General features: G+C 33.4%; 24 protein-coding genes and 1 pseudogene. 3 read left to right on the top strand and 22 right to left on the bottom strand.

Features of this window, described 5'->3' with window-relative positions; genetic code table 11:
• Positions 1–67: 67 nt before the first annotated feature.
• Entirely contained in the window at positions 68–745 is a 678-nt protein-coding gene (locus NTX22_02320; GenBank protein ID MCX6149342.1) for an epimerase, read from the top strand.
• On the top strand, positions 738–1,721 hold the full coding sequence (locus NTX22_02315) for a glycosyl hydrolase (protein ID MCX6149341.1): 984 nt from the start codon (positions 738–740) through the stop codon (positions 1,719–1,721). The genes NTX22_02320 and NTX22_02315 overlap by 8 nt, the downstream gene beginning before the upstream one ends.
• A gap of 81 nt (positions 1,722–1,802) precedes the next feature.
• Here the strand turns inward: NTX22_02315 and msrB are convergent, their stop codons facing one another.
• The 7 genes from msrB to NTX22_02280 all read right to left on the bottom strand — a co-directional run bounded on the left by msrB (position 1,803) and on the right by NTX22_02280 (position 7,171).
• A complete protein-coding gene (gene msrB / locus NTX22_02310) occupies positions 1,803–2,303 on the bottom strand; it encodes a peptide-methionine (R)-S-oxide reductase MsrB (protein MCX6149340.1) in 501 nt (166 codons plus the stop codon).
• Positions 2,304–2,422: 119 nt separating this feature from the next.
• Positions 2,423–3,862: an alpha/beta fold hydrolase gene (locus NTX22_02305; protein MCX6149339.1), complete on the bottom strand. Its 1,440-nt coding sequence runs from the start codon at positions 3,860–3,862 to the stop codon at positions 2,423–2,425.
• A gap of 44 nt (positions 3,863–3,906) precedes the next feature.
• Positions 3,907–4,410 (bottom strand): rubrerythrin family protein, encoded by a 504-nt coding sequence (locus NTX22_02300; GenBank protein ID MCX6149338.1) that lies wholly within the window; start codon positions 4,408–4,410, stop codon positions 3,907–3,909.
• Between the two features lie 57 nt (positions 4,411–4,467).
• Entirely contained in the window at positions 4,468–5,037 is a 570-nt protein-coding gene (locus tag NTX22_02295; protein ID MCX6149337.1) for a hypothetical protein, read from the bottom strand.
• A gap of 135 nt (positions 5,038–5,172) precedes the next feature.
• The gene (locus NTX22_02290; protein ID MCX6149336.1) at positions 5,173–5,604 is read right to left on the bottom strand and encodes a hypothetical protein; all 432 of its coding nucleotides are present in this window, start codon (positions 5,602–5,604) and stop codon (positions 5,173–5,175) included.
• 10 nt (positions 5,605–5,614) lie between these two features.
• Positions 5,615–6,250, bottom strand: coding sequence for an outer membrane beta-barrel protein (locus NTX22_02285; GenBank protein MCX6149335.1), 636 nt, complete (start codon positions 6,248–6,250; stop codon positions 5,615–5,617).
• 327 nt (positions 6,251–6,577) lie between these two features.
• Positions 6,578–7,171, bottom strand: a complete 594-nt coding sequence (locus NTX22_02280; protein ID MCX6149334.1) for a superoxide dismutase — start codon at positions 7,169–7,171, stop codon at positions 6,578–6,580.
• A gap of 326 nt (positions 7,172–7,497) precedes the next feature.
• On the opposite strand from NTX22_02280, the gene nfo reads away from it, so the two are divergent.
• Complete coding sequence (gene nfo, locus NTX22_02275) at positions 7,498–8,358, top strand: deoxyribonuclease IV (protein MCX6149333.1); 861 nt, start codon at positions 7,498–7,500, stop codon at positions 8,356–8,358.
• 63 nt (positions 8,359–8,421) lie between these two features.
• Here the strand turns inward: nfo and NTX22_02270 are convergent, their stop codons facing one another.
• The 15 genes and pseudogenes from NTX22_02270 to NTX22_02200 all read right to left on the bottom strand — a co-directional run bounded on the left by NTX22_02270 (position 8,422) and on the right by NTX22_02200 (position 22,785).
• Entirely contained in the window at positions 8,422–9,285 is an 864-nt protein-coding gene (locus NTX22_02270; GenBank protein MCX6149332.1) for a DUF1460 domain-containing protein, read from the bottom strand.
• Positions 9,282–10,721, bottom strand: coding sequence for a replicative DNA helicase (gene dnaB / locus NTX22_02265; GenBank protein ID MCX6149331.1), 1,440 nt, complete (start codon positions 10,719–10,721; stop codon positions 9,282–9,284). Before dnaB ends, NTX22_02270 begins: the two co-directional genes overlap by 4 nt.
• Positions 10,722–10,818: 97 nt before the next feature.
• Positions 10,819–11,601 carry a uracil-DNA glycosylase gene (locus tag NTX22_02260; GenBank protein ID MCX6149330.1) on the bottom strand — a complete coding sequence of 261 codons (783 nt, stop codon included), beginning with the start codon at positions 11,599–11,601 and terminating at the stop codon, positions 10,819–10,821.
• Between the two features lies 1 nt (position 11,602).
• The gene (gene coaBC, locus NTX22_02255; GenBank protein MCX6149329.1) at positions 11,603–12,817 is read right to left on the bottom strand and encodes a bifunctional phosphopantothenoylcysteine decarboxylase/phosphopantothenate--cysteine ligase CoaBC; all 1,215 of its coding nucleotides are present in this window, start codon (positions 12,815–12,817) and stop codon (positions 11,603–11,605) included.
• The gene (locus tag NTX22_02250) at positions 12,814–13,116 is read right to left on the bottom strand and encodes a DNA-directed RNA polymerase subunit omega (GenBank protein MCX6149328.1); all 303 of its coding nucleotides are present in this window, start codon (positions 13,114–13,116) and stop codon (positions 12,814–12,816) included. The genes coaBC and NTX22_02250 overlap by 4 nt, the downstream gene beginning before the upstream one ends.
• Positions 13,106–13,690 (bottom strand): guanylate kinase, encoded by a 585-nt coding sequence (gene gmk, locus NTX22_02245; protein ID MCX6149327.1) that lies wholly within the window; start codon positions 13,688–13,690, stop codon positions 13,106–13,108. Before gmk ends, NTX22_02250 begins: the two co-directional genes overlap by 11 nt.
• 3 nt (positions 13,691–13,693) lie before the next feature.
• The gene (locus NTX22_02240; GenBank protein ID MCX6149326.1) at positions 13,694–14,569 is read right to left on the bottom strand and encodes a YicC family protein; all 876 of its coding nucleotides are present in this window, start codon (positions 14,567–14,569) and stop codon (positions 13,694–13,696) included.
• 274 nt (positions 14,570–14,843) lie between these two features.
• Complete coding sequence (locus tag NTX22_02235) at positions 14,844–15,230, bottom strand: hypothetical protein (protein ID MCX6149325.1); 387 nt, start codon at positions 15,228–15,230, stop codon at positions 14,844–14,846.
• Positions 15,224–15,640 carry a HEPN domain-containing protein gene (locus tag NTX22_02230; protein MCX6149324.1) on the bottom strand — a complete coding sequence of 139 codons (417 nt, stop codon included), beginning with the start codon at positions 15,638–15,640 and terminating at the stop codon, positions 15,224–15,226. The genes NTX22_02235 and NTX22_02230 overlap by 7 nt, the downstream gene beginning before the upstream one ends.
• A gap of 182 nt (positions 15,641–15,822) precedes the next feature.
• Entirely contained in the window at positions 15,823–16,761 is a 939-nt protein-coding gene (locus NTX22_02225; GenBank protein MCX6149323.1) for an alpha/beta hydrolase, read from the bottom strand.
• Between the two features lie 47 nt (positions 16,762–16,808).
• The gene (locus NTX22_02220; protein ID MCX6149322.1) at positions 16,809–18,941 is read right to left on the bottom strand and encodes a BamA/TamA family outer membrane protein; all 2,133 of its coding nucleotides are present in this window, start codon (positions 18,939–18,941) and stop codon (positions 16,809–16,811) included.
• A gap of 24 nt (positions 18,942–18,965) precedes the next feature.
• Entirely contained in the window at positions 18,966–19,619 is a 654-nt protein-coding gene (locus NTX22_02215; protein ID MCX6149321.1) for a hypothetical protein, read from the bottom strand.
• Positions 19,600–20,223 (bottom strand): L,D-transpeptidase, encoded by a 624-nt coding sequence (locus NTX22_02210; protein MCX6149320.1) that lies wholly within the window; start codon positions 20,221–20,223, stop codon positions 19,600–19,602. The genes NTX22_02215 and NTX22_02210 overlap by 20 nt, the downstream gene beginning before the upstream one ends.
• Before the next feature lie 306 nt (positions 20,224–20,529).
• The gene (locus tag NTX22_02205) at positions 20,530–21,495 is read right to left on the bottom strand and encodes a phosphate acyltransferase (GenBank protein MCX6149319.1); all 966 of its coding nucleotides are present in this window, start codon (positions 21,493–21,495) and stop codon (positions 20,530–20,532) included.
• A 66-nt stretch (positions 21,496–21,561) separates the two neighbouring features.
• Positions 21,562–22,785 (bottom strand): annotated as a pseudogene (locus NTX22_02200) (NADP-dependent malic enzyme).
• Between the last annotated feature and the right edge of the window lie 19 nt (positions 22,786–22,804).

Raw genomic sequence — 22,804 nt, 5'->3', positions numbered from 1 at the left:
ATAACATTCGTCATGTAAACTTGTCAAGTATTTTTATTCCAACTTTATTCTATTTGAAAAATAAAATATGAAAATAAAAGCAATAATCTTTGGTGCAACAGGTATGGTTGGAGAAGGTGTTTTGCTTCAAGCTATTCAAAATCCTGATGTTGAATCAGTTTTAGTAATTGGAAGAAGATCATGCGAAATAAAGCATAATAAACTAATGGAACTGATCCATAACAATTTCTATAACTACACCAACATTGAATATTCTCTTGCAGGTTACAATGCTTGTTTCTTTTGTCTGGGTGTTTCTTCTGTAGGAAAGAACGAAGTTGAATATAACAGGATAACATTTGAGTTAACAATGCAAGCAGCAACAACTTTGTCAAAGCTCAATCCCGAAATGACCTTTTGTTACATATCGGGATTAGGAACAGACAGCACGGAAGCAGGACGCGTTATGTGGGCAAGAGTGAAAGGGAAGACAGAGAATCAATTGAAAACATTACCCTTCAAAGCAGTATATTTGTTCAGACCCGGATTCATAAAACCAATTGAAGGACAAAGAAATATAAAATCATATTACAAAGTATTGGGGTATGTGTATCCATTACTTAAAATTGTTTTTCCAAATCTCGGATGTAAATTAGAGGATGTAGGTAATGCAATGATTCAGGTTTCTAAAGATGGCTATTCAAAACAAATTCTTGAAAACAAAGATATTGACCAAATAGCCAGAAGCAGGAAATCAGATGCATAAATTATCCCAGGCAATAGTTAGCAAACCTTTCAATATTATTATTTGCATTTACATATCAGATCGATGGAGCGTGTGGGTGTTTCACTTTTGTAAATTGTTTATCGTAATTATTTTGCTATACATCTTCCCGGGATGCAAAGACAAGTCCACAGAAAACGATGGTAATAACGAAATACCAATCAACAAAAGTCCGAAACGTGGAATCGCATTCGATCTTACTTCAACTGCAGATATGGCTTCCCTTTCTAAGGGTGTAAGTTGGTGGTACAATTGGTATTTAATTCCAAACAGCAAAGTGCCAGCCAAATATAACCAAACATATGGGATGGATTTCATCCCGATGTTATGGGGAGGAAATCCAAGCAATACTGATTTGATAATCATAAAGAATTTCATTCTTTCGCATTCTGAAGTTCAGTACTTACTTGTTATGAATGAACCCAACTTAACTAACCAAGCTAATCGAACACCTATTCAGGCAGCAACAGATTGGTTAAAGTATGAGCAAATAGTTTCGGATCTTTCCGCCCAAGGACGAACAGTTTATCTTGTCGGACCCGCAATGAACTGGGGAACTATGCCCAATTACCAGGATCCAATTGTGTGGCTTGATGCTTTTTATTCCGCTTATAGAACTGCGAATGGAGGCAGAGATCCAAAGATCGATTACCTCGCATTCCATTGGTACGATTACGGATTAAGCAGCCAGTTAGACAGACTAAAAAAATATGATAAGCAAATTTGGATAACAGAAATGGCTAATTGGAATTCTCAGATTAACTCTTATGCAAAACAAGCAGTTCAAATGCAGGAAATGGTTAATATTTGCGAGACACGAACTGATGTCTTCCGGTACGCCTGGTTTTATGGCAGAGGATCATTTCCGGATAATCACTTCTCTTATTTATTCACAAGTAAAGATGGCGATTTATCTGAGATCGGGCAACTTTACATCAATCTCCCCTACACAAAATAAAATTATAATGTTGGATGCAAACCCAATTAATTTTATAAGTACAAATGGTTTTGCTGTATTTGCAAAAATTACTTTTTCATACTATTTTTTTTGAAAATTAAGTGAAGCAGAGTTTAAGCAATAACGTTTTCCGGTCGGCTTTGGACCATCATCAAAAATATGCCCAAGATGTGCACCACAGCGTTTACAAATTATTTCGTCTCTAACCATTCCATGACTATAATCTTTCTGAATTTTTACATTATCCTTATTTGCAGTATCATAAAAACTGGGCCAGCCACAACCCGCATCAAATTTAGCATCGGATTTAAATAATTCTGCTCCGCACACAACGCACTTATACATACCGTTTTCGTATAAATCATAATACTTTCCAGTGAATGGCTTTTCTGTTCCTTTTTCCTGGGTAACAAAATATTGTTCTGGAGTTAAGATTTTTTTTAACTCCTCTTTTGTCTTTAAAACTTTATCATCCATTTTTTTTCCTTTGCTATTTGCACTATTTACATTTTTAGTCTGTCCAAAGTTTACTTGGGTTAACATTTGAACTAACAGCACAATTACAAAAACAAATCTATTCATTTTCATCCTTTCAAGATTTATTAATATGTAAATGATTTTTAGTTGAAAATAGTTCCTTGTAAAAAGCGGTGGGAAAAGAAGCAAGGTTGGAGAATAACTCCAACCTTAATTGGAATAGTTTATTTTTGAATAACTTCTTTAATCCAGTTACCAATTATTTCCAACGCGTTCGGAGAAAATGTTTCTTCAATACTTTGGTATTCGGAAATCTTTCCGGTTTTAGTGGGTTGGAATAAATGATTCAATCCAGGCAACTCAATTATTTTATAATTTTTATTCTTTCCCTTTTTTAAAGCTGCTTCAATAGCAGACAGATTTTCCTTCGGAGGAACTTGCAGATCCTTTTCACCATTTAACGCAAGAACCGGACAAGTAACTTTCTGCAATGTTGGGCGTGGATCGAAACTAATAAAATATTTGAACCAGGGACTACTTAAAGTTTTTACCTGTTGATTAATAAATTGATTCAAATCTGGTATTTGCTTTTTATCCTCTTCATTTAAGGAATTATAATATTCTTTAAGTAGAGTTTCGGTTTTTTGCCGGATAAGAGTTGTATCAGATTCTGATTTCAGTACTGCATACAATTTTTTATTCAGATTTAATGCAAGTTCAGCTTTCTCAGATTTTTCACCTTCAGCTTCCATAATAAGTTTTGCTTGGAGAGCAAGTAATTCATCACCGGGTATTCCGGTGCCAGCAAGTAAAACTATAAATGCAATATCTTTATTATTTATGGCAACCATCGGTGCAATAATCCCACCTTCACTATGTCCAATCAAGCCAATCTTTTTCTGGTTAATTTCCTTTCTCGTTCTCAGGTATTCCACTGCACATTCAACATCTTCGGCAAAATCTTTTGTTGTTCCTTTTCTGAAATCACCAGTTGATGCGCCGGTTCCTCTATCATCAAAGCGAAGAACAGCAATTCCATTTTTAGTCAGATAATCTGCAATTATTAAAAATGGTTTATGATTAAATACCATCTCGTTTCTATCCTGGGGTCCGGAACCTGATAACATAACAACCGCAGGAAAATTTTTACCATCTTTAGGATAAGTTAATGTTCCAGCAAGTTTTATTGAAGCTTTTGTGTTCTCAAAAATAATGTCATCAGAATTATATGGATAAGGTGGTTTAGGTTCTTGAGGTCGTTTTGGTTCTTCAACTTTATCAACTTTTTTTACTTCCAATGGAAATGTTCCACCACCCTGTTTCCAAACACCAACTATTTTCATACTGTCTTTAAACAGCAATCCCTCAAACTTACCTTTAATTAAAATTGAATTTAGAAACAACGAATCGCCTGTGAACAAAACTTCATCCACTGGTATATCTTTAGCACCTTGATCAGGACTATCAATTAACGCCGTAAGCTTTTCTTCTTTCATATCAATCCTAAATACAATTTTCAACTCAAAGGATTGAATTTTCAGTTTCCCAAGCCAGGTGCCGACAAAAACTTTACCATTTTCCGGGAGTTCATATTTTGCTTCAACTTTGCATAAACTAATTAAGGAAAAAAATAATATCAGAAAGAGAGTTTTGAATATTTTCATCATTCCTCCAAATGAAATGTGATTATTTTCTAACGAAAGAATTTCTAAAATTTGATGAATTTATCTTTCTTCACACCACAAACGGGGCACTCATCCGGCGCTTCGCCAATTACAGTATGTCCGCAGGTTGGGCAAATATATACATTAGCTTCTGGGATATCTTTGCCAGCTTCAACTGATTTTTTAGCATCACCATACATTACTTCGTGTATTTTTTCTGCTTCCAAAGCATAGTGGATACTTCGTGTTGCTGCCTTTTCCTCCTGTAACTTAGCAACTGCATCAAATGCCGGATACATTTCAGTTACTTCATAATTCTCGCCACCAATGGCAACTTCAAGGTTAGCCACCGTATCATTTATCTTTCCTAATGCTCTAAAGTGGTTAGTGGCATGCACTTTTTCTGCAAATGCAATAGCTTTAAATAATCGGGCAATTTCTTTAAATCCCTCTCGTTCAGCTTTATCAGCAAAGATAGAATATTTCATAAAAGCCTGGCTTTCTCCTGCAAATGCTGCTTCTAAGTTAGCATAAGTTGATTTTTTCATTTCTTATTCCTTGTGTAATTTTATTATAAAATAGTGTTTTTACTTTCAAATAGGATATTATTTTATTTGAGTCGATTTCCATTGAACATATTCTTTAACATCTTTATTTAATTCATCAAATGTATTTGAAGATTTAACTTTATTGAAGATAGAGTTATTATTTTTTATTTGATCCAGCATTGCTTGGTTGGCTTTACCGATTTCAAAGGAAACCAAAATGTAAGCCTTCCAGTTTTCACCATCTTTTACCACTTCTTTTTTTTGCACGTTGCTGTTGTTTATATTTTGCGTTACAATCAACTTTATAAGAAGGTCGAACTGCTGCAGTAAATTTTGGTCATTACTTAAACCAAGTTCAGTATCAAATTTTTTTAATAAACTTTGAAGCTGAAGATCTACTTGATTGGAAACATCCGTCCGGGCTGCGTAAACTGCTTCATCAACAGCCTGCTGAAGGTCCTTTTGACTTGAAGTCCGGCTTGAAAAAAGATAATTCACATCGCTTGGAACTGACGAATACCACTCTGGTATTTTTACTGCGTCTTTTTGGGAGTCAGTTGATCCGCCACAATTTGAAAAACAAATAACTATAACTAAAGAGAAAAAAAATGTTAAATACTTTTTCATTTTACACTCCTTAAGTTTTGATTTTTTATTATTTATTTGGATACCTTCCAAATATAAAAAAAGCTTGCTCAAGATGAGCAAGCTTTTTCAACAAAATCTTTTTAGTAAAGATTAATCTGACAACAATAAAACCGATTATGGTACGGAATAGTTAAAAGAAGAAGTAAATGCTTGACCTGTTGTACTCCCAATTTTACCAGAAAAAGTAAAGGCCCAAGCTTGACCAGTTTGTAAATTTACTGTAATTGGACCAACATACAGTGGTTGAGTCGAACTAAAAACATCATCAACAATATCTGCATCATTTATTTCATCATTGATGTTTAAGGCTGGACATTTAGCTGCAATTTTAGTTACTACTACACCTGTACTTGGCTTAAATTCGAAGTATGTTTGGTTTTGATTATTTTGAACTATAGCAGTTGTAAATGTTACATTACCAGTATTATTTCCTCCACCACCACCGCCACCGAAAGGATCAGTAGTTGTTCCACCTGAATCGCTTTTACATCCAGCATAGATCAAAAGAAAAAATAAAGGTAAAAGAATTAGTAATAATCTTTTCATATATCCTCCCTTAATCAATTTTGAACTTTAAAGAAGCACCCAGTTTCAAAGATAAAATACTATTACTTTGACCTGGGAAGTTATAAGTATCAGTTATAGGAATGTAAGCAATAAAATCCGCGCCTAAATACATTGTTGGAGATAATTTAAAATTATACCCTGTCCCAACTGCAAAATCAAATCTAATCGATTTTGTTTCTAAATCAAGAGTAGTTACGGTAGGTGCCTGTCCAGTCGCCGATTGAGTTCTTTCACCACTAGAATTAATTTTTACTCCAAAAGATGCACCGCCAAGCATATAGAAACCGCTGAACTCAGCTTTAAACATCGGGTCAAGAGTGAAATAGGAAAGTGATAAAGAGGTTTCTGTAGTTTGATTATTATTTGTTATAGAATTAGAAAAGTTTTTCATATCGAAAGCAGTTAAATTAACCATCATCCCAATATTTTTACTAAACGAAAGATCCACAGTTCCACCAACACCAACTCCAATTCCATTCCACGTACCTGTAAGACCTTTTGCATTATATATATTAAGGTTTCCAGTTACTCTTGGACCAATTAAAACTCCTTGAGCCAGGCTTAAATTTGTTGAGCAAAGAAGAAAAGCAGAAATAATAGCGAGAATGTAAAGAGATTTTCTCATAGTGTACTCCTGAATATTTGTTACGAAAAATAATTTATTCTGATTGATCTTTAATTAAAATATAATAACCGGTTACCTTTCCAACTTTTAATGAAACATGGGAAATCATTGGTTTGATGAATAAAGAAAATAATTAAGTAAAATAATAAAAGGTGTTTTCATTTTAATCTTCACATTTTTTCTGATTAAATGTTAATTACGAAATTTGTAACACTTAGAAAAAGAAACAATTCAGCAACAATCCAGTTATGAAAAAGATAAAACCTTTTATAAACTACAACCATCATTCATAAATGTCAAGATGTTTTATTCTGATTGTGTAATTAATCAAGCCAGGTTTTTATTTACGAAATCCCAATTAATTAATTTCTCTATAAATGTTGATAAATAATCTGGTCTCCTGTTCTGATAATCCAGATAATAAGCATGCTCCCAAACATCAACCGTAAGTAACGGTTTTAAATTATGTACTATTGGAGTATCGGCATTAGTTGTTTTAATAATTTTCAGTTTGTGGTTCTCAATAACTAACCACGCCCAGCCGCTTCCAAATTGTGTGGCACCGGCATTTTTGAATTCTTCTACAAACTTTTGATAGTTGCCAAAGTCAGATTCAATTTTATCTGCAATTTTTCCTGTTGGATTGCCACCACCATTCGGCTTAATTGAGTTCCAGTAAAATGAGTGATTCCACACCTGTGCAGCATTGTTGAATAGTCCTACTCTAAAACTATCACCATAAGTCTTGCTTATAATTAACTCCAGGGTTGCATCTGATAATTCAGTTCCCTCAATAAGTTTATTTGTATTAACCACGTATGCATTGTGGTGTTTTCCATAATGAAACTCAAGAGTTTTAGCACTGATATATGGTTCAAGTGCTTCTTTTGGATAAGGTAGTTCCGGTATTGTAATTGCCATTTTATCTTCCTAATATTTTTAAGAAATATTTAATGATTATCAATTTTATAAAACCTTAAGAATTGCAAAACAAAAATGAACTTCCACAAAACATTAATAATTACTAACTCAAAATTAAATTTTTCATAACTTAAAGCAACAAATTTTTTAAATAATTATGTTTTTTTGCAGAATTTAGATGACAATTCAATAATTTTTTGCTTCTTTAATAATTTATTTTAATTTATGATAAACTACAAATTGGAATCTTTGTCTTGAATTTTCAAAATTTCAGGTTTCAAGATAATTCCAAAAATTAAGTTTTATAAGTTCTAAGGAGAATTATTATGGTCAATCATTTACTCGGTGCGCATACTTCCATTGAAGGTGGAGTTTCAAAAGCTGTTGTACTTGCCAAAGAACTTCAATTCAACACAATGCAAATCTTTACCAAAAATAATAACAGATGGTTTGCCAAACCGCTTTCTGAATCTGAAATTGCTTCTTATAAAAGCCTGTTAAACAAATCAAAAATAAATCCGGATGTAGCCCATGATTGTTATTTGATAAATCTTTGCGCTACAGATGAAACTATCCTTCAGAAATCCCGTACATCTTTTACTGATGAATTAATGCGATGTGAACAATTAGGAATTCCTTACCTTAATTTCCATCCTGGCGGGCATCTTGGTAGAGGAGAAGAAGCTGGAATAAAGCTAATCGTAGAATCTTTGAATCTTGCTCATTCAGAAACCAAAGGATTCAAAGTTAAAAGCATGCTTGAAGCAACTGCGGGTCAGGGAACTTCGCTTGGATACAAGTTTGAACAATTAAAAGAAATAATTGATTTGGTTGATGATAAAAGCAGGATGTGTGTTTGCATAGATACCGCGCATATTTTTGCAGCAGGTTATGATCTGAGAGCGCCGAAAGATTACAATAAAACAATTAAAGAATTTGATGATATAATCGGATTAGATTTACTTAAGTGCATTCATATGAACGATAGTAAAAAAGATTTAGGCAGCAGAGTAGATCGCCACGAACATATTGGTAAGGGATTTATTGGTCTGGATGGTTTTAAAAATATTATGAATGACAAGCGACTTTTATCTATTCCAAAAATTCTGGAAACTCCAAAAACAAAAGGGCAACTGGAAGACCTGGAAAATTTAAAGATTTTAAGAAGTTTAATAATTGAAGATTAGCAAAAAAAAATGAAGATTGGAAATTATTACAATAATCCAATCTTCAATTTTCAAATTAACATTTTATTTACTGGTTAATTCCAAAGGTTTAAGAACTACAATTCCAGTATGGTTTTTATTCTTCGCCAAATAATCGTGAAGAGGTTTTTCGGTTATCTGAACTTTAGCACCACTTAATGGAGCATGCAAAAAATGAATTCTGCCATCATCCAATTTAACGGCAATACCAACGTGGGCAATATCTAATCCATCAACACCAGAAGTAATGGCAATCAGATATCCATTACCAATTTTATCTTCAATCTTACTTACATCTGCTTTAGGAATGTAATAAAATCCCCTGCCATTTATTTCATCTTCCTGTTTTTTAATTAGATTATAAAACTTATCGTTGGTAGCAATTTGAACATATTTATCTCTGTACTTAGTCATAAAACCAACTTTACTTGGGCAGATTTTTCCACCAATGCTTTTGGTAATGTTTTCTACAATTCCTTTTTTTTCATTATCGTAAAACCAATCAGAAAAGTAATGAAGGCGTGAAGGATATTCAGCTATCTTTCCATCTCTGTAACGAACCTTTGTTAGCTCATTTTGATAATCTTCGAAAGATGTTTTGCCGGACTTTACACACCGGGCAAATACCAAAGCATTCTCCAGAAAAGTTGTGCAATCAAGACCAGTTAAATGAACAACTAACCTTTCATCACCTTCCTTTTCAAGAGAGTGGGCTTCATATTCAAGTCCTAAAAAACTTTTTCCAATTTCCGCAATTACATCGTTAATTGCTTTTTGATTTAGCTGTTTATCAACTGCTAATTGAAATTTTGATTTACAAATTTCTTTATCTTTCTCAGTAAAATCTACTTGAGAAAATGTGAGAATTGAAAATAAAGCAGTTATTAATAAAGTGATTAAAGTTTTCAAAATGGATAATCCTCCTCTTTAACTTCTGATTCTTGTCTAGCAAGTTGTGTTCTGTACTTGGATTCTTCAAGGTTTTCGAACCGGGCATAATCTCTTAAAAATGTTAAATGGGCATCGCCTGTAGGACCATTTCTCTGCTTGCCAACAATTATTTCAGCAATGTTTTCCGTACTGTTTCCATCGGCGTCCTGTTTAATTCCGTAATACTCCGGTCGATGAATGAACATAACAACATCCGCGTCCTGTTCAATTGAACCTGATTCTCTCAAATCGGAAAGCTGGGGTCGTTTATCTGTTCGTGCTTCTACAGCTCGGTTTAACTGTGCTAAAGCAAGCACTGGAATGTTTAATTCTTTTGCTAACGATTTTAAAGAACGTGAAATATGCGAGATTTCCCGCTCACGACTTTCCATTTTAGATGAAGAATTCATTAGCTGTAAATAGTCTATAATTATAAGTCCAACTTTTTTTTCAACTTTTAATCTTCTCGCCTTGGCTCTTATTTCCAAAACTGTCTGTGCAGGAGAATCATCGATATAAATCGGCGCTTCGCTAATACGATGAATATTCTTTGTAAGTTTGTGCGCATCTTCCATCGGCAGTTTTCCGGTTCTTACTAAATGAGCATTCAGCCGGGCTTCAGCACATATTAAACGGATTACCATTTGAATTGTCGCCATTTCAAGACTGAAGATGGCAACAGGCACTTTGTAATCAACTGCTGCGTTTCTGGCAAGACACAGGGCTAAAGCTGTTTTACCCATCGAAGGGCGTGCAGCAAGAATTATCAAATCAGAACGCTGAAAGCCACCAAGTATATCATCAAGCAAGTAAAATCCTGTTGGTACGGCAAACTGCTGTCGTTTTTTATCATGTATCAGCTCGATGTATTCCATCGCATCAGTAACAGCTTTATTCATTGGAGTATAAGATTTTTTTAAAGTCTGTTCGGTAATTTCAAATATTTTTCGCTCGGCACTGTCTAATAATTCAAATGCATCATCCGAACCTTCATAAGCCGATTTCGCAATTTCCATCGAAGAAGAGATTAAACTTCTTAAAATGTGTTTTTCTAAAACTATCTTTGCGTGGTACTCAACATTTGCAGCGGAGGAAATATTTTGCGAAAGTTTGCTAATATAAGTTGGACCACCAGCCTGATCGATTTGTCCAGAACGTTTCAATTCTTCATATAGCGTTACAGTATCTACCGGCTCATTTGCTTCAAAAAGATTTTTCATTGCCTCGAAAATTATCCGATGCTCTTTAAGATAAAAATTATCTGCTGTAAGTAATTCTATTCCCCTTGGAACAGCTTCCTTTTCAATAAGCATTGCTCCTAAAACAGACATTTCAACTTCTGGTGCAGCCGGTGGTTTAACACTTGCAGCTTCCATTTTTTGTAAAGCAGTATCGTTTTTTTTTGCTCTTGCCATTACTAAACCTAATTACAGAATTATTTCCAAGCTGTTTCTTAAAATATCAAGTTACTATTTGGAATTTAAGAATCTTTCTAATAAAAAAACGAAGAATTTATTTATTCAATTCATCATACAATTTTCTAAACTTTTGTACATCTTCCCAACATCCTTTTTTCCAATTTGGATTTCTTAAAAGGGCGGCGGGATGATAAGTAACCATAGTTTTTATATTCCCAATCTCAAAAATACTACCTCTCAGTTTTCCTAATGCCTGCTTGGTATTCAGCATAGCAGATGCAGCAACCAAGCCTAAACACAATATCACTTTTGGTTTTATAAGTGCTATTTGATGTTGAAGATATGGCATGCACATTTCCATTTCTTCTGGCAGAGGATTTCTATTTCCTGGCGGTCTGCATTTGATAATATTAGCAATATAAACTTCTTCGCGCTCAAAATTAATTGCTTTTAAAATATCAGTCAACAGCTTGCCTGCTCTTCCAACAAATGGTTCACCCTGAGCATCCTCCTCGGCACCTGGAGCTTCTCCAATCAACATTACATCAGCATTTGGATTTCCAACACCAAACACAAATTTATTTCTTGTTTTGCCAAGCGGACATTTTTGGCATTCACAAATCAGCTTATTAAATTCATCTAAACTATTTACTTCAAAATTCTTATTATTAAATTTATATCCAATTTTCAATGATGGTTCACTTACTACTTCTTTTACTTCAATTTTCTTTTTCACTTCTATTTTCTTTTTCACTTCAATTCCAATTTCTTCATAATCAATTTTACCGGAAGAAGATTTTTCAAACAGAACATCACCAAAAATTTCTTGTTGATCTTTAAGCGCTTCAATTAATAGATTTATATTTTTTTCGAGCATTCTATAAAATTTTAATTAATTCAGAAAGGATTTCGTTAGCTGCCATAAATTTGCTCATTGATGAAAACTCTTTCGTTTCGCCGGATTTGTGAATTACCGTAATTTTATTTGTATCGCTTTCAAATGCACAATTATCCGCGCTAACTGAGTTTAGAACAATGATGTCCAGATTCTTTTCAGCTAATTTCTTTTTTGCGTTATTTAATTGATTATCAGTTTCAAGCGCAAATCCTACAATTTTTTTATTATTATTTTTAAGCGAACCAAGAATATCTTCCGTCTTTTTTAATTTAATGGAAGATAGATTTTCTTCTTTTTTAATTTTTGTTTCAGCTTTAACCAACGGAGTATAATCAGCAACCGCGGCAGACATAATTAAAGCGCTATTATTCTCTAAATTCTGCTTAACAGCATTTAACATTTCTTTAGCGGAACGAACTTGGATTAAATTTATTTCCTGGTAGATATTCTCCGAAGATGGACCTGAAATTAAAGTTACTTCTGCTCCACGCAAGAATGCTGCCTTTGCAATGCTGTATCCCATTTTTCCGGAGGAGCGGTTCCCAATGTATCTAACAGGATCAATATCTTCATAAGTTGGTCCGGCAGTAACTAAAATTTTTTTATTAAGTAAATCCTGATTGTAACCAGATAGGATTATTTCAGATGCATCAACAATTTTATTTACATCAGCCATTCTGCCAATTCCGGATAAACCGCTTGCAAGATTTCCTTTTTCTGCTTCAACAATGTAAGCTCCAACATCTTCTTTCAATTTATTAAAATTTGCTTGAGCTATTTTGTTTGAGTACATATCTATATCCGCCGCAGGAGCAACAATCAAAGGACATCTTAAAGCTGAGACAACAGTGGTTAGTGCATTATCGCAAAAGCCGTGAACAATTTTGGCAATCGTATTTGTGGTTGCCGGTGCAATTATCATTAAGTCAGCCCATAGAGCATATTCTATGTGCCAGGTTTTTAGATCAACACCATTTTTTTGAGTTTCCGGAAATATGTTTACAATTACCGCATTGCCGGAAAGTGTAGAAAGTGTTAGAGGTGCAATAAACTGAAGAGCGGAAGGAGTCATAATAACTCTTACTTCCGCTCCACGATTTACTAAGCTCCTGATTAACAGGCAGGATTTATAAGCTGCTATCCCACCGGTTACACCAAGAATAATTTTTTTGTTTCTTAAAGGATCATAAATCATTTTTCTCTATTCTGCTTGTAATAGAATTCTAATTTTCCATCTAACAAATCATGTAATGCACGAAGATGTGGTTTCGGTCTCTTTTCAAATTCAAGAGAAACCTTAAGCTGATCTGGATTATCTATATCTTCAGCATCATCTTCAATTCCTTTAGCGGGAATGGTTGTTACAAGAGTGTTATATTCCAATCTTGTTTCTTCATTAATTCTTTTTGCTTCTTTAGCAGCCACAATAACAGCTTCATATACGTTCGCCGTTTTTTCATCAAGTTTTTTTAAATCGATTGGTTCAATTCGCATCTATATTCTCCTTTAATTTATTTTCAATTATTCTTTTTACTTCTAAAATTGCTGTTTCTAAATGGTTGTTGATTACAAAATAATCAAATTTATCTTTAAGACTCAACTCCATTTCTGCGCGCTCAATTCTTTTCTTTAGATCTTCTTCTGTTTCGGTATTCCTGTTTTTTAATCTATTAACTAACTCTTCAAACGTTGGAGGTGCTATAAAAACCAAAGTGGCATCCGGATAAAGTTTTTTAATGCTTAGAGCACCATTAACATCAACTTCCATAATAACAGATTTACCTGATTGTATGTTTTTATTTATGAAACTCTTTAACGTACCATAGTAATAATCGTAAAATTTTTCCCATTCAACAAATTCATCATTTTCAATTTTCTTTTTGAATTCATCTTCAGAAATAAAAAAATACTCTCTGCCATCAACCTCATCGTTTCTTTTTTTTCTTGTAGTAGCTGATACTGAAAAAATAATTTGCGGATATGTCTTTAATATTTGCTTTACAATCGTGGATTTTCCGGCACCGCTTGGTGCAGAAACTGCAAATATTTTTCCACCACTATTATTCAATTACTACTCGATGTTTTGAATCTGTTCTCTAATCCGCTCAATCTCTTCTTTTATGGCAACAGTTGAATGAGATATTTCTGTTGATAATGCTTTGCTTCCAATCGTGTTTGCTTCCCTGTTTATTTCCTGGCAAAGGAAATTTAATCTTCTACCAACATCACCTTCGTTATGCATTGTTTCCAGAAAAAATTTTGCGTGGCTGTTTAATCGAACGCATTCTTCAGTAATATCGGACTTATCTATAAGCAGAGCAAGTTCCAGATCTAACCGATCACTATTTTCAACAACATTATCAAGAATTTTTCTTGCTCGTTCTTTCAACTTTTCAAAATATTCGGTGATGTTTTTCTTACTTATTTCTTCTACCTGGCTAACAGAATTTTGAATGCTAATTAATCTTTGTGAAATATCCTTGAATAATTCCTCTCCTTCCTTTTGCCTCATCTCCTTTAGTTCATCAATAGCGAGCAGCAAAGCATCCTGTACCAAAATAAATTCTGCTTCAGATTCTTCTGAAGTTTCAGAAAAAAAGATTTCCTGAAAACTTAAAAGATGACCAAGAGTAATTTTATCTTTTATCTTTGAGTGTTTACGAACGTCTTTAAGAAATCCAATTGCAAATTTAAGATTATCCTTATTTAGGACTGGTTTGCTGTTTTCAAATCCATCCTTTTTAAGTTGAAGACTGATAATCAGTTTACCTCTTTTGATTTTATTCCTGATTAATTCGCGTACTTCATATTCCCTATTAATCAAGCTTTTAGGCAGTTTAAGGGAAATTTCTAAATATCTGCTATTAACACTTTTAATTTCGGCGTCGCAGCAATATCCATCTTTTTGAATTGAACTCTTTCCAAAACCAGTCATACTGGAGATCATTTAACATCCTAAATTTACTGTTAAAATTTACCTAAAAATCGTCTGCCATACAAACCAAAAGAAATGTAGACAGAATAGCGAAAACTGAAAATAGTTTGATGGAATATTTATAAAAGTAAGAAATAAATTAAGGAAATGAATATTGTTGTAAAGAAAAGGAAAAAGGTATTGAAAATGATTAACAAAAATACTTTACTATTGTTCACTATCCCAAAAATTTAAAAAACATCTCATTACTAATGCAAAATGTTGAATAATTTGTAGGTCAGTGTATTTAAAGTCTATAAATCAGAGCATCCTCTATCATTGTGCCATTGATAACATTTTGACTGAATCTAATATTACTAATACCTTTACCAGTTCGATAAGCTGAACGAAGAAGTGATATAAGTTGCTCCTTTTCATCCAAGAGAACGATGTCTGAAAGAGAAATAATAGGAAATTCATTTGGGGAATTTAAAAGTAAGATTTGAATTTTTTTGTAAAGGGACTTAGGTCCTTCCTTTTTTAAATTTTTTTCTGCAATGATGAATTTCCAACTGTTTTTATCAACATCATAAAACCATAAAGCAGCTTCAGGTTGCATTTCTAATGAATCTAACTTCTTTATTAAGCTAATCCCTTCATTTACCATTTCTGTAGATATATTATTTTTTACCATCTTCTTTTAATCCATGTTAATATTCCGTTTTGTCTATTTGTACAAGCATTATATAAATCGAGGGCTTGGTTTTCTGTAAATCCATCACTATATCTTGAAGCTTCGGACCAGTCTTTTACGATAGTCCAGTTGAGTTCAAGGTTAGAATTATTTTTTCTATCTTTATCAAAATCGGTTATTAAACCAGATATTTTAATTAACTTTTCCAAATCATGTGTATGTGATTCTGATACTAATTTCTTATCGGGAAAATCATATTTCTTTATTTGTTTGGATATGCAGGCTTTTAAAGCGCATTCAATTGAATAACCAATTAAATAATAAGCACCACAAAAATGATTTTCCTCTAAAAGTTTTTTAGCTTCCCCAACTCGGATTTTCGAAATCCTTTTAAAAGATGACCTATTCATAATCTATAAAATAAATAATTATTTAAAATTTAACACTAATATATTAAACAGCCTAAATATATTTTGAATGGGAACTCATTAACATTTTTGTAAAACACTTCTTAATTCCAAGATAGAATTGGATTTTGTTAAAGACAAATGTTCTCAACTTAATTAAAAACTTACGTCAACTCTCATAATTATTATTTATGGTCGTTTGCTTTTTCTTTTTGAATTCTGTCGTAATCAATCAGAGCCAGTTTAATACTTGAAATTACTGTTTCAGGATCATCAGTTTGAACAGAATGTCCGGAGTTAGAGCAATAAAAAAACTTTCCATATTTCAATGGATCTAGTAGTGCCATCCAACGTTTCATCTTTAAATTGTTATCAATTCTAAACAACTTCACCTTATCAAAACTTGTTACTCCCCTATCATCAGGAGTTGTGGGATATCCACCAGCCTTGATAAAATGAACAGGAACATCCGGTAAAGGATTACGATTGCATTCTTCAAATTCAGTTTTGGTTAATTGCCTCGATATTTTTACTTCTTCCACATAAAAATTTGGCATTTCGGCATATAGTTTTTTAATGAAATTATCGTAAGGTTTTGCAAACATAGAATCGATTTGATGTTGCTTTAATCCAATTTCCAAATATGGAAGATCTCCATCACCTTTCTTTTTTGTGAAATCGATTGGATCAACAAAAATAAGTCCGGCAATTTCATCTGGATAGTAAGACGCAAAACTTCTTATATATGCACCACCAAAAGAATGTGATACTAATAAGTAAGGTGGATTGAGCCCATTTTCCGAAAGCATCTTTCTTAAATTACTGACGATATGTTCGGTGGTTGGAGGCAGACTGTCATTCTCGGATTCTCCAATTCTTGGTCTGTTATAAGAAAATACTGCGGATGTTTTTGATACTTCATTAATAACAGTTTCCCAGCTACCATATTTACTTGCCATTCCATTTTCGAAAACGATTACAGGTTTCCCGTTCTGGTTGTTCTCTAAACTCGATGTGAATATTTCAACCTTCTTTCCATTCACACTGATGAATTCTTTTTGTCCAAAACTGGAACTACTGATGCCTACAACTATTAAAAATAGTGAGATAACTTTACACTTCATTTTTTTCCATTTATCAATTATTGTTTTGTAAATTTTCTAACTTTAAATTAAAACGCTTCTCCAATACCAAGATGGAATTCTATATTATTGAAGACAGATGAATTTTTAAATTTTTCGAAAAATGTTTTTCCGTCAAATGGATCATAGGCTTTGAATCCGAAATCCACACGTATTGGTGCGAATGAGGAATAAAATCTTAAACCAAATCCAACCGCCACAGCAATTTTATCAAATCGGAATTGTTTATACCCATCCCACGTGTTTCCAAAATCAAGAAATAGTGCGCTTCCTATCGGACCGATCAATCGGTTTCTGGTTTCTATTGAACCTTCGAGCTGGAACGTTCCACCAATTGGAATTTTGTTCAGATATTTATCTAAAAAATTCTGCACCGTTAAATCATAAACGCTATATGAATTGGAAAGTGGGACTAATTCCCGCGCTCTCCAACCTCTAACCGAGTTGCTTCCACCGGAAGTAAAACGTGAGTTAAATGGAATGTCTGAAGATAAACCCTTGTAAGTATGTATATATCCAATTTTCAATTTCATCCCAAATGAGGAAAGGTTTGACTTGTATATGTGAGGGAACAAAGTTCCCTGTACTACAATTTTATAAAACTGTGCTTTAGGCTGGAATTTACTATTGAACCATTTATCTAATAAAGCAGGGAGAAAGTTAGCTTCTTGTAAGGTAACAAAAAGAGAATATCCATTTGATGGAAAAAGCAGATCGTTTGATTTATTGGCATATAAATCAAATCCTATTATTGAAGTAGTAAAATCTCTTTTACCTGCTGAACCCAGATTGTTAGTCAAAGAATCAACAATATCCTGGCGAACATTTTTAACAATACTCTCCAATATTCGCTTTATATAATCACTGTTAAAACTGTATTTTGATCTGTCGATATCGTAATAAAGCTGGAAGGCAGTAAAGTAAACAAACTTTGGTAGTTCAAAATCCAGACTTATTTTTGAACCAAGAGAAGTTGACTTATATTCTTTTTGTTTATTGATTGTTGAATATAATTCAAGTTTCGATCTTATCGGATCTCCAAAAAGATATGGTTGATCAATTGCTATTCTTGCATCTAAATAACCTAAAATTGAAGTATCACTCATGGCGATGAAATTTGGAATTTTTGCATAATTTACGTTAAAAATATCCTGAACAGCAAAACTTGCTCCGATTGTAAAATTACGTGCATCGCCAAGAAAATTTTTCTTTGTATAAGATAAACCTAAACCTAAATTAAAAGCGCTCGCCTGGTTATTCAAAATAATTTCTGGAGAAAATTCATTTAACATTCCAATATCACTGTTGATATTAAGAGGTACCTGATTTCCAACAGTATCTGACAGCACAGTATTAACAAGAACAGAAGAGAATAAACTTGTTCGATAAAGTCTGATTTGACCTTTATTTATATTTTCAAGGCTGTAATAATCTCCAGGTAAAATTGCAACAAGTTTTTTCAATAATGTATCCTGAACATCATCCTTACCCGGACCTGTTTTACCTACTCTTACTTCTTTGATCTTGTATCTGATTCCTGGACTAAATCTAATTCTTGGAGAAACAGTTTTTTTTGAAGTATCAATTAATATTTGAGGTGGAAATTTTTGCGCAAGCATATAACCATGATCAAGCAGAAAAGTTAATATAGTTTCTCTATTTTTTTCAATCGTTTCTTTAGAGTAAACGTCATTTGTATCAATCGTAATATCATTGTTTATCCTTTCTTTAAATTCATCTGGAAGATTCCTCAATCCCCGTACAACAAAACTACTAATCTTAAATTGCTCGTTTTCATCAATGTGGAAAACGATTGTTGCTTCCTTAGCCGGTTTATCGATGTAATATTTCGGAATAACTTTTACTTCAAAAAATCCATTATCCCGGTAATAACTTTCCAGTGCTTTTACATCTTCCGGAATTTTAGTTGAATCAAAATAAGTGGCAGGTTTACCGATATTTTTCCAAATGCTATGTAAAAAAATATAAAACCAATTTGGTGTAGAACGGGAAGCAATTACCCCGGTAAGATCGGAAGTAGAAAGAGAATTATTACCATGAAATTGAATGCTTACCAGTTCAAAATTTTCTGGTTCCTGGGCAAAAATATTTGCTGTAAGGAAAAATGCAAATATAAAAAGCAGCTTTATCCTGTATGGCAATAGAACTCCGTGTTTAATCTAAATTTAAAGCGCTTTATCAAGATTGATATCTTTGTTAACAATACTCAAACCAGGGTAATCCTTTTGAAAATGCTTAACTATAAAATCTTTAATATCAGGTTTGTTTATGTTAGAAGATAAATAAAGAGACACCGGTCTATCTGGTGTTGTAAAAAAATGTGCATAATAAACATTCTTTTCATTCAAGTCGATGAGATAATTAAACACTTCACCACCACCCGAACCCATAAAGTAATCCTGCGAATCATAATAAATCATCTCATAATTATAGTTTGCCATTTTTATTTTTCTTACAAGGCACTCATTAAACGAACCGTTTAGCAGTGGAGTTTCAAATATCTGCTTTGGAGTATTGTTTATGAGTTTATAATAATAAAATTTCATTCCCCATTCCTTGTCACCAATAAATTCCTTTCCAACAACCAATCCTTTTAGGGAGTCACTTTCAAACAAACCTGTATCAAAGATTTGTATTTTATCTCCAAGATTTTTCTTTGCCTCGTTTGCAAGAATTGCTTTATCAATACTTGCAGCAGAATCCGGAGAAACCGTATAGGAAACTTGTTTGTCGGGATCTTTTTTATCACAAGATATAAAAATCATTCCCGCTATTAAAAATAATAAAATGCTGAAAAACCTAATTTTTGATGATAACATCTGTACCTACTTTTATTGCTGAATATAGTTCGTCAATGTCTTCATTGCTTACTGCAATGGAACCGTTAGTCCAATTGTAAACAAATGGCAGATTTTTAAAAATATAATTTAACTTACCAATTCCGTGAATTCCAATTATCAATTTTTCATCTTTAATTTGAGGGCAATCTCCAATTTCAATTTCGGTTACCATTTTATCATATTCATTCTTGGAAATCAATTTCATTGATAGTGCTTCTGCTGCATCCTTCTGGTTTGGATAATTTAATCTAAACAATTTGTGATATTTATAAAAAGTATCAATACTGCAAATCTGATATCTGCCAATTGGGGTTGTATCATCATTTGTAAAAGTTTTATGCGATGAACTATTTCTTCCAAAAACAGCGCTATATGATTTTACTAAAATAGTGTCCGAATACAGATCAAGCTTGAATTTTTTTCTATCAATATGAATAGAAACATTTACCAGATAACGTAATCCTTTAGAGACCATAGCTTCTGGCATAGATGGCTCACTTACTTTCAGAATAACACCATAGGCAATCATTCCTGCGATAAAAACTACGATGCTTCCTATAAAATATAATACGTTTTTAAACAATAGATTGCCAAAATAAATCTTTGTAAGATGAAATATTCTCACATAAAAATTACATTAAAACAAGAAATAATAAAACTAAATTGTTTTGTGATTGTTTTAAGAAAAATTGCCCAAATAATTTGTTTATTTTCTATACGAACCGTTGATTTAATTTTTTTATTGCTCTATTCTAACAAAAAGAATGTGTTTGGTAAACTACTTCAGATTTACTCTGATAAAACATTTACTGATAATTGTAAAATCAAGGTAAAGAAACAAAACTACATTTAATTAATAGAGACGGCTTTCACCGTCTCTAAATAATATTTATTTTGATTTGTGGTGCGCATCTACAACAGCAATTGCCGATAGATTAATTATATCATCAACTGTGGCACCGCGCTGTAAAACGTGGACAGATTTATTCATCCCCATTATGATTGGACCAACAACTGTTGCTTCTCCAATTCTTGCCATCAGCTTATAAGCAATATTACCAGAATTCAAATCCGGGAATATCAGAACATTAACTTTTCCCTTAATTTTGTTGAATGGAAAATCGTTTTCCAGTATTTGCGAAACAACAGCAGCATCAGCTTGCATCTCACCATCAATTTTTAAGTCTGGTCTTAACCTTTGCACAATTTGTACTGCTTCTTTTACTTTTATGGATTCCGGATATGGTGCGCTTCCAAAATTGCTAAAGGAAAGCATGGCTGTCCGGGGTTCAATATCAAATTGTTTTACCGTGTCTGCGGCAGCAATTGCAATTTCTGCTAACTGTGCAGCATTAGGATTAACATTAACCGTACAATCAGCAAAGAAATAAACATCTTTTTTTGTAATTACAATATATAAACCAGAAACCACTTTAAAACCATCTCTTACTCCGATGCACTGTAATGCAGGTCGGATAGTTTCAGGGTAAAATGTGGTTAAACCGCCGATTAAGGTATCTGCGTCGCCCATCTTCACCATCATCGATCCAAAATAATTTGACTGTCGCATTAATTCTTTTGCCAGTCTTACTGAACATCCTTTCCGCTGTCGTGAAGCAAAAAATTCATTAGCGTAGATATTAAATTTTTCAGATTGGAGAGGATTAACAATTATAAATTCTTCCAGGTCATATCCAAGAGAAGCAATTTTCGTTTTAATTATCGTATCGTCACCAAGAAGAATTGGATGACCAATGTTATCATCATAAACTGCATGAGCTGCTCTTATGATTTTTTCTTCTTCACCTTCACTATAAACAATTCTCTGTGGATTTTTTTGAGCTTTATGAACCATAACACGGATAACTTCTTTAGACATTCCAAGCCGTTCTTTTAACTGTTCTTCGTAGGCTGCCCAATCTTCTATGGTAACACGGGCAACTCCGCCTTCGATTGCAGCCTTGGCTACAGCGGGTGCAACGTACCATAGCACTCGCGGATCGAAAGGTTTAGGAATAATGTAATTCCTTCCAAAAGAAAATTCATTTCCACCATAAGCGTTGATTACGATTTCTGGAACTTTTTCTTTAGCTAAATTTGCCAAAGCATGAACTGCCGCCATTTTCATATCAATTGTAATTGCAGATGCACGAACGTCCAACGCTCCACGGAATATAAATGGAAATCCTAAAACATTATTTACCTGGTTCGGATAATCGCTTCTTCCAGTTGCCATAATTATATCACTTCGTGCAGCAGTTCCATCTTCATAAGTAATTTCCGGATCTGGATTAGCCATAGCAAATACTATTGGATCATTTGCCATACTGCGGACCATATCCTTTGTAACAACATTGGCAATTGATAAACCAAGAAATACATCTGCGCCAACCATTGCTTCAGCAAGAGTTTTTAGTTTTGTTTCCCGGGCATACTTTAATTTATATTTATTCAAATCATTTCGATCGGTTGTAAGTACTCCTTTAGAATCGCACATTATAATGTTTTCTAACTTAACCCCAGCTTTCAAATATAAATTACAACAGGAAATTGCAGCAGCACCGGCACCGTTAATAACCATTTTAATTTCATCTAACTTTTTACCAACTACTTCGCAGGCATTAATTAAAGCTGCACAAGAAATTATTGCTGTTCCATGCTGATCATCATGAAATACCGGAATATTCATTGTCTTGATCAACTCCTCTTCAATCTCAAAGCATTCCGGAGCTTTAATATCTTCCAGGTTAATTCCACCAAAAGTTGGTTCGAGCAACTGCACACATCTAATTACTTCTTTAGGGTTGTGCGTTTTCAGTTCAATATCAAAAACATCGATATCAGCAAATCTTTTAAATAGAACCCCCTTTCCTTCCATTACTGGTTTACCAGCGTGCGGACCAATATCTCCCAAGCCCAATACCGCAGTTCCATTAGAAACTACCGCAACCAAATTTCCTTTTGCAGTATAACGGTAAACATCATCATCATTTCTGTAAATCTCCATGCATGGCTCTGCTACTCCTGGAGTATAAGCAAGTGATAGGTCTCTTGATGTAACGCAGGGCTTTGTAGGAACGACTTCAATTTTTCCACGCCTGCCTTCGCTGTGGTATTCAAGCGCTTCCTCTTTTCTTATCTTCATATGGAATTCCTTTTGTTGT

Source organism: Ignavibacteriales bacterium (genome assembly GCA_026390815.1).
Classification (GTDB): Bacteria; Bacteroidota; Ignavibacteria; order Ignavibacteriales; family SURF-24; genus JAPLFH01.
This window is presented reverse-complemented; position numbering and strand designations above follow the sequence as displayed.

Coding starts and splice junctions, on each gene's coding strand:
- NTX22_02320 (MCX6149342.1), top strand. CDS start 68: ATGAAAATAAAAGCAATAATCTTTGGTGCAACAGGTATGGTTGGAGAA.
- NTX22_02315 (MCX6149341.1), top strand. CDS start 738: ATGCATAAATTATCCCAGGCAATAGTTAGCAAACCTTTCAATATTATT.
- msrB (MCX6149340.1), bottom strand. CDS start 2,303: ATGAATAGATTTGTTTTTGTAATTGTGCTGTTAGTTCAAATGTTAACC.
- NTX22_02305 (MCX6149339.1), bottom strand. CDS start 3,862: ATGAAAATATTCAAAACTCTCTTTCTGATATTATTTTTTTCCTTAATT.
- NTX22_02300 (MCX6149338.1), bottom strand. CDS start 4,410: ATGAAAAAATCAACTTATGCTAACTTAGAAGCAGCATTTGCAGGAGAA.
- NTX22_02295 (MCX6149337.1), bottom strand. CDS start 5,037: ATGAAAAAGTATTTAACATTTTTTTTCTCTTTAGTTATAGTTATTTGT.
- NTX22_02290 (MCX6149336.1), bottom strand. CDS start 5,604: ATGAAAAGATTATTACTAATTCTTTTACCTTTATTTTTTCTTTTGATC.
- NTX22_02285 (MCX6149335.1), bottom strand. CDS start 6,250: ATGAGAAAATCTCTTTACATTCTCGCTATTATTTCTGCTTTTCTTCTT.
- NTX22_02280 (MCX6149334.1), bottom strand. CDS start 7,171: ATGGCAATTACAATACCGGAACTACCTTATCCAAAAGAAGCACTTGAA.
- nfo (MCX6149333.1), top strand. CDS start 7,498: ATGGTCAATCATTTACTCGGTGCGCATACTTCCATTGAAGGTGGAGTT.
- dnaB (MCX6149331.1), bottom strand. CDS start 10,721: ATGGCAAGAGCAAAAAAAAACGATACTGCTTTACAAAAAATGGAAGCT.
- NTX22_02260 (MCX6149330.1), bottom strand. CDS start 11,601: ATGCTCGAAAAAAATATAAATCTATTAATTGAAGCGCTTAAAGATCAA.
- coaBC (MCX6149329.1), bottom strand. CDS start 12,817: ATGATTTATGATCCTTTAAGAAACAAAAAAATTATTCTTGGTGTAACC.
- NTX22_02250 (MCX6149328.1), bottom strand. CDS start 13,116: ATGCGAATTGAACCAATCGATTTAAAAAAACTTGATGAAAAAACGGCG.
- NTX22_02240 (MCX6149326.1), bottom strand. CDS start 14,569: ATGATCTCCAGTATGACTGGTTTTGGAAAGAGTTCAATTCAAAAAGAT.
- NTX22_02235 (MCX6149325.1), bottom strand. CDS start 15,230: ATGGTAAAAAATAATATATCTACAGAAATGGTAAATGAAGGGATTAGC.
- NTX22_02230 (MCX6149324.1), bottom strand. CDS start 15,640: ATGAATAGGTCATCTTTTAAAAGGATTTCGAAAATCCGAGTTGGGGAA.
- NTX22_02225 (MCX6149323.1), bottom strand. CDS start 16,761: ATGAAGTGTAAAGTTATCTCACTATTTTTAATAGTTGTAGGCATCAGT.
- NTX22_02215 (MCX6149321.1), bottom strand. CDS start 19,619: ATGTTATCATCAAAAATTAGGTTTTTCAGCATTTTATTATTTTTAATA.
- NTX22_02205 (MCX6149319.1), bottom strand. CDS start 21,495: ATGGTTCATAAAGCTCAAAAAAATCCACAGAGAATTGTTTATAGTGAA.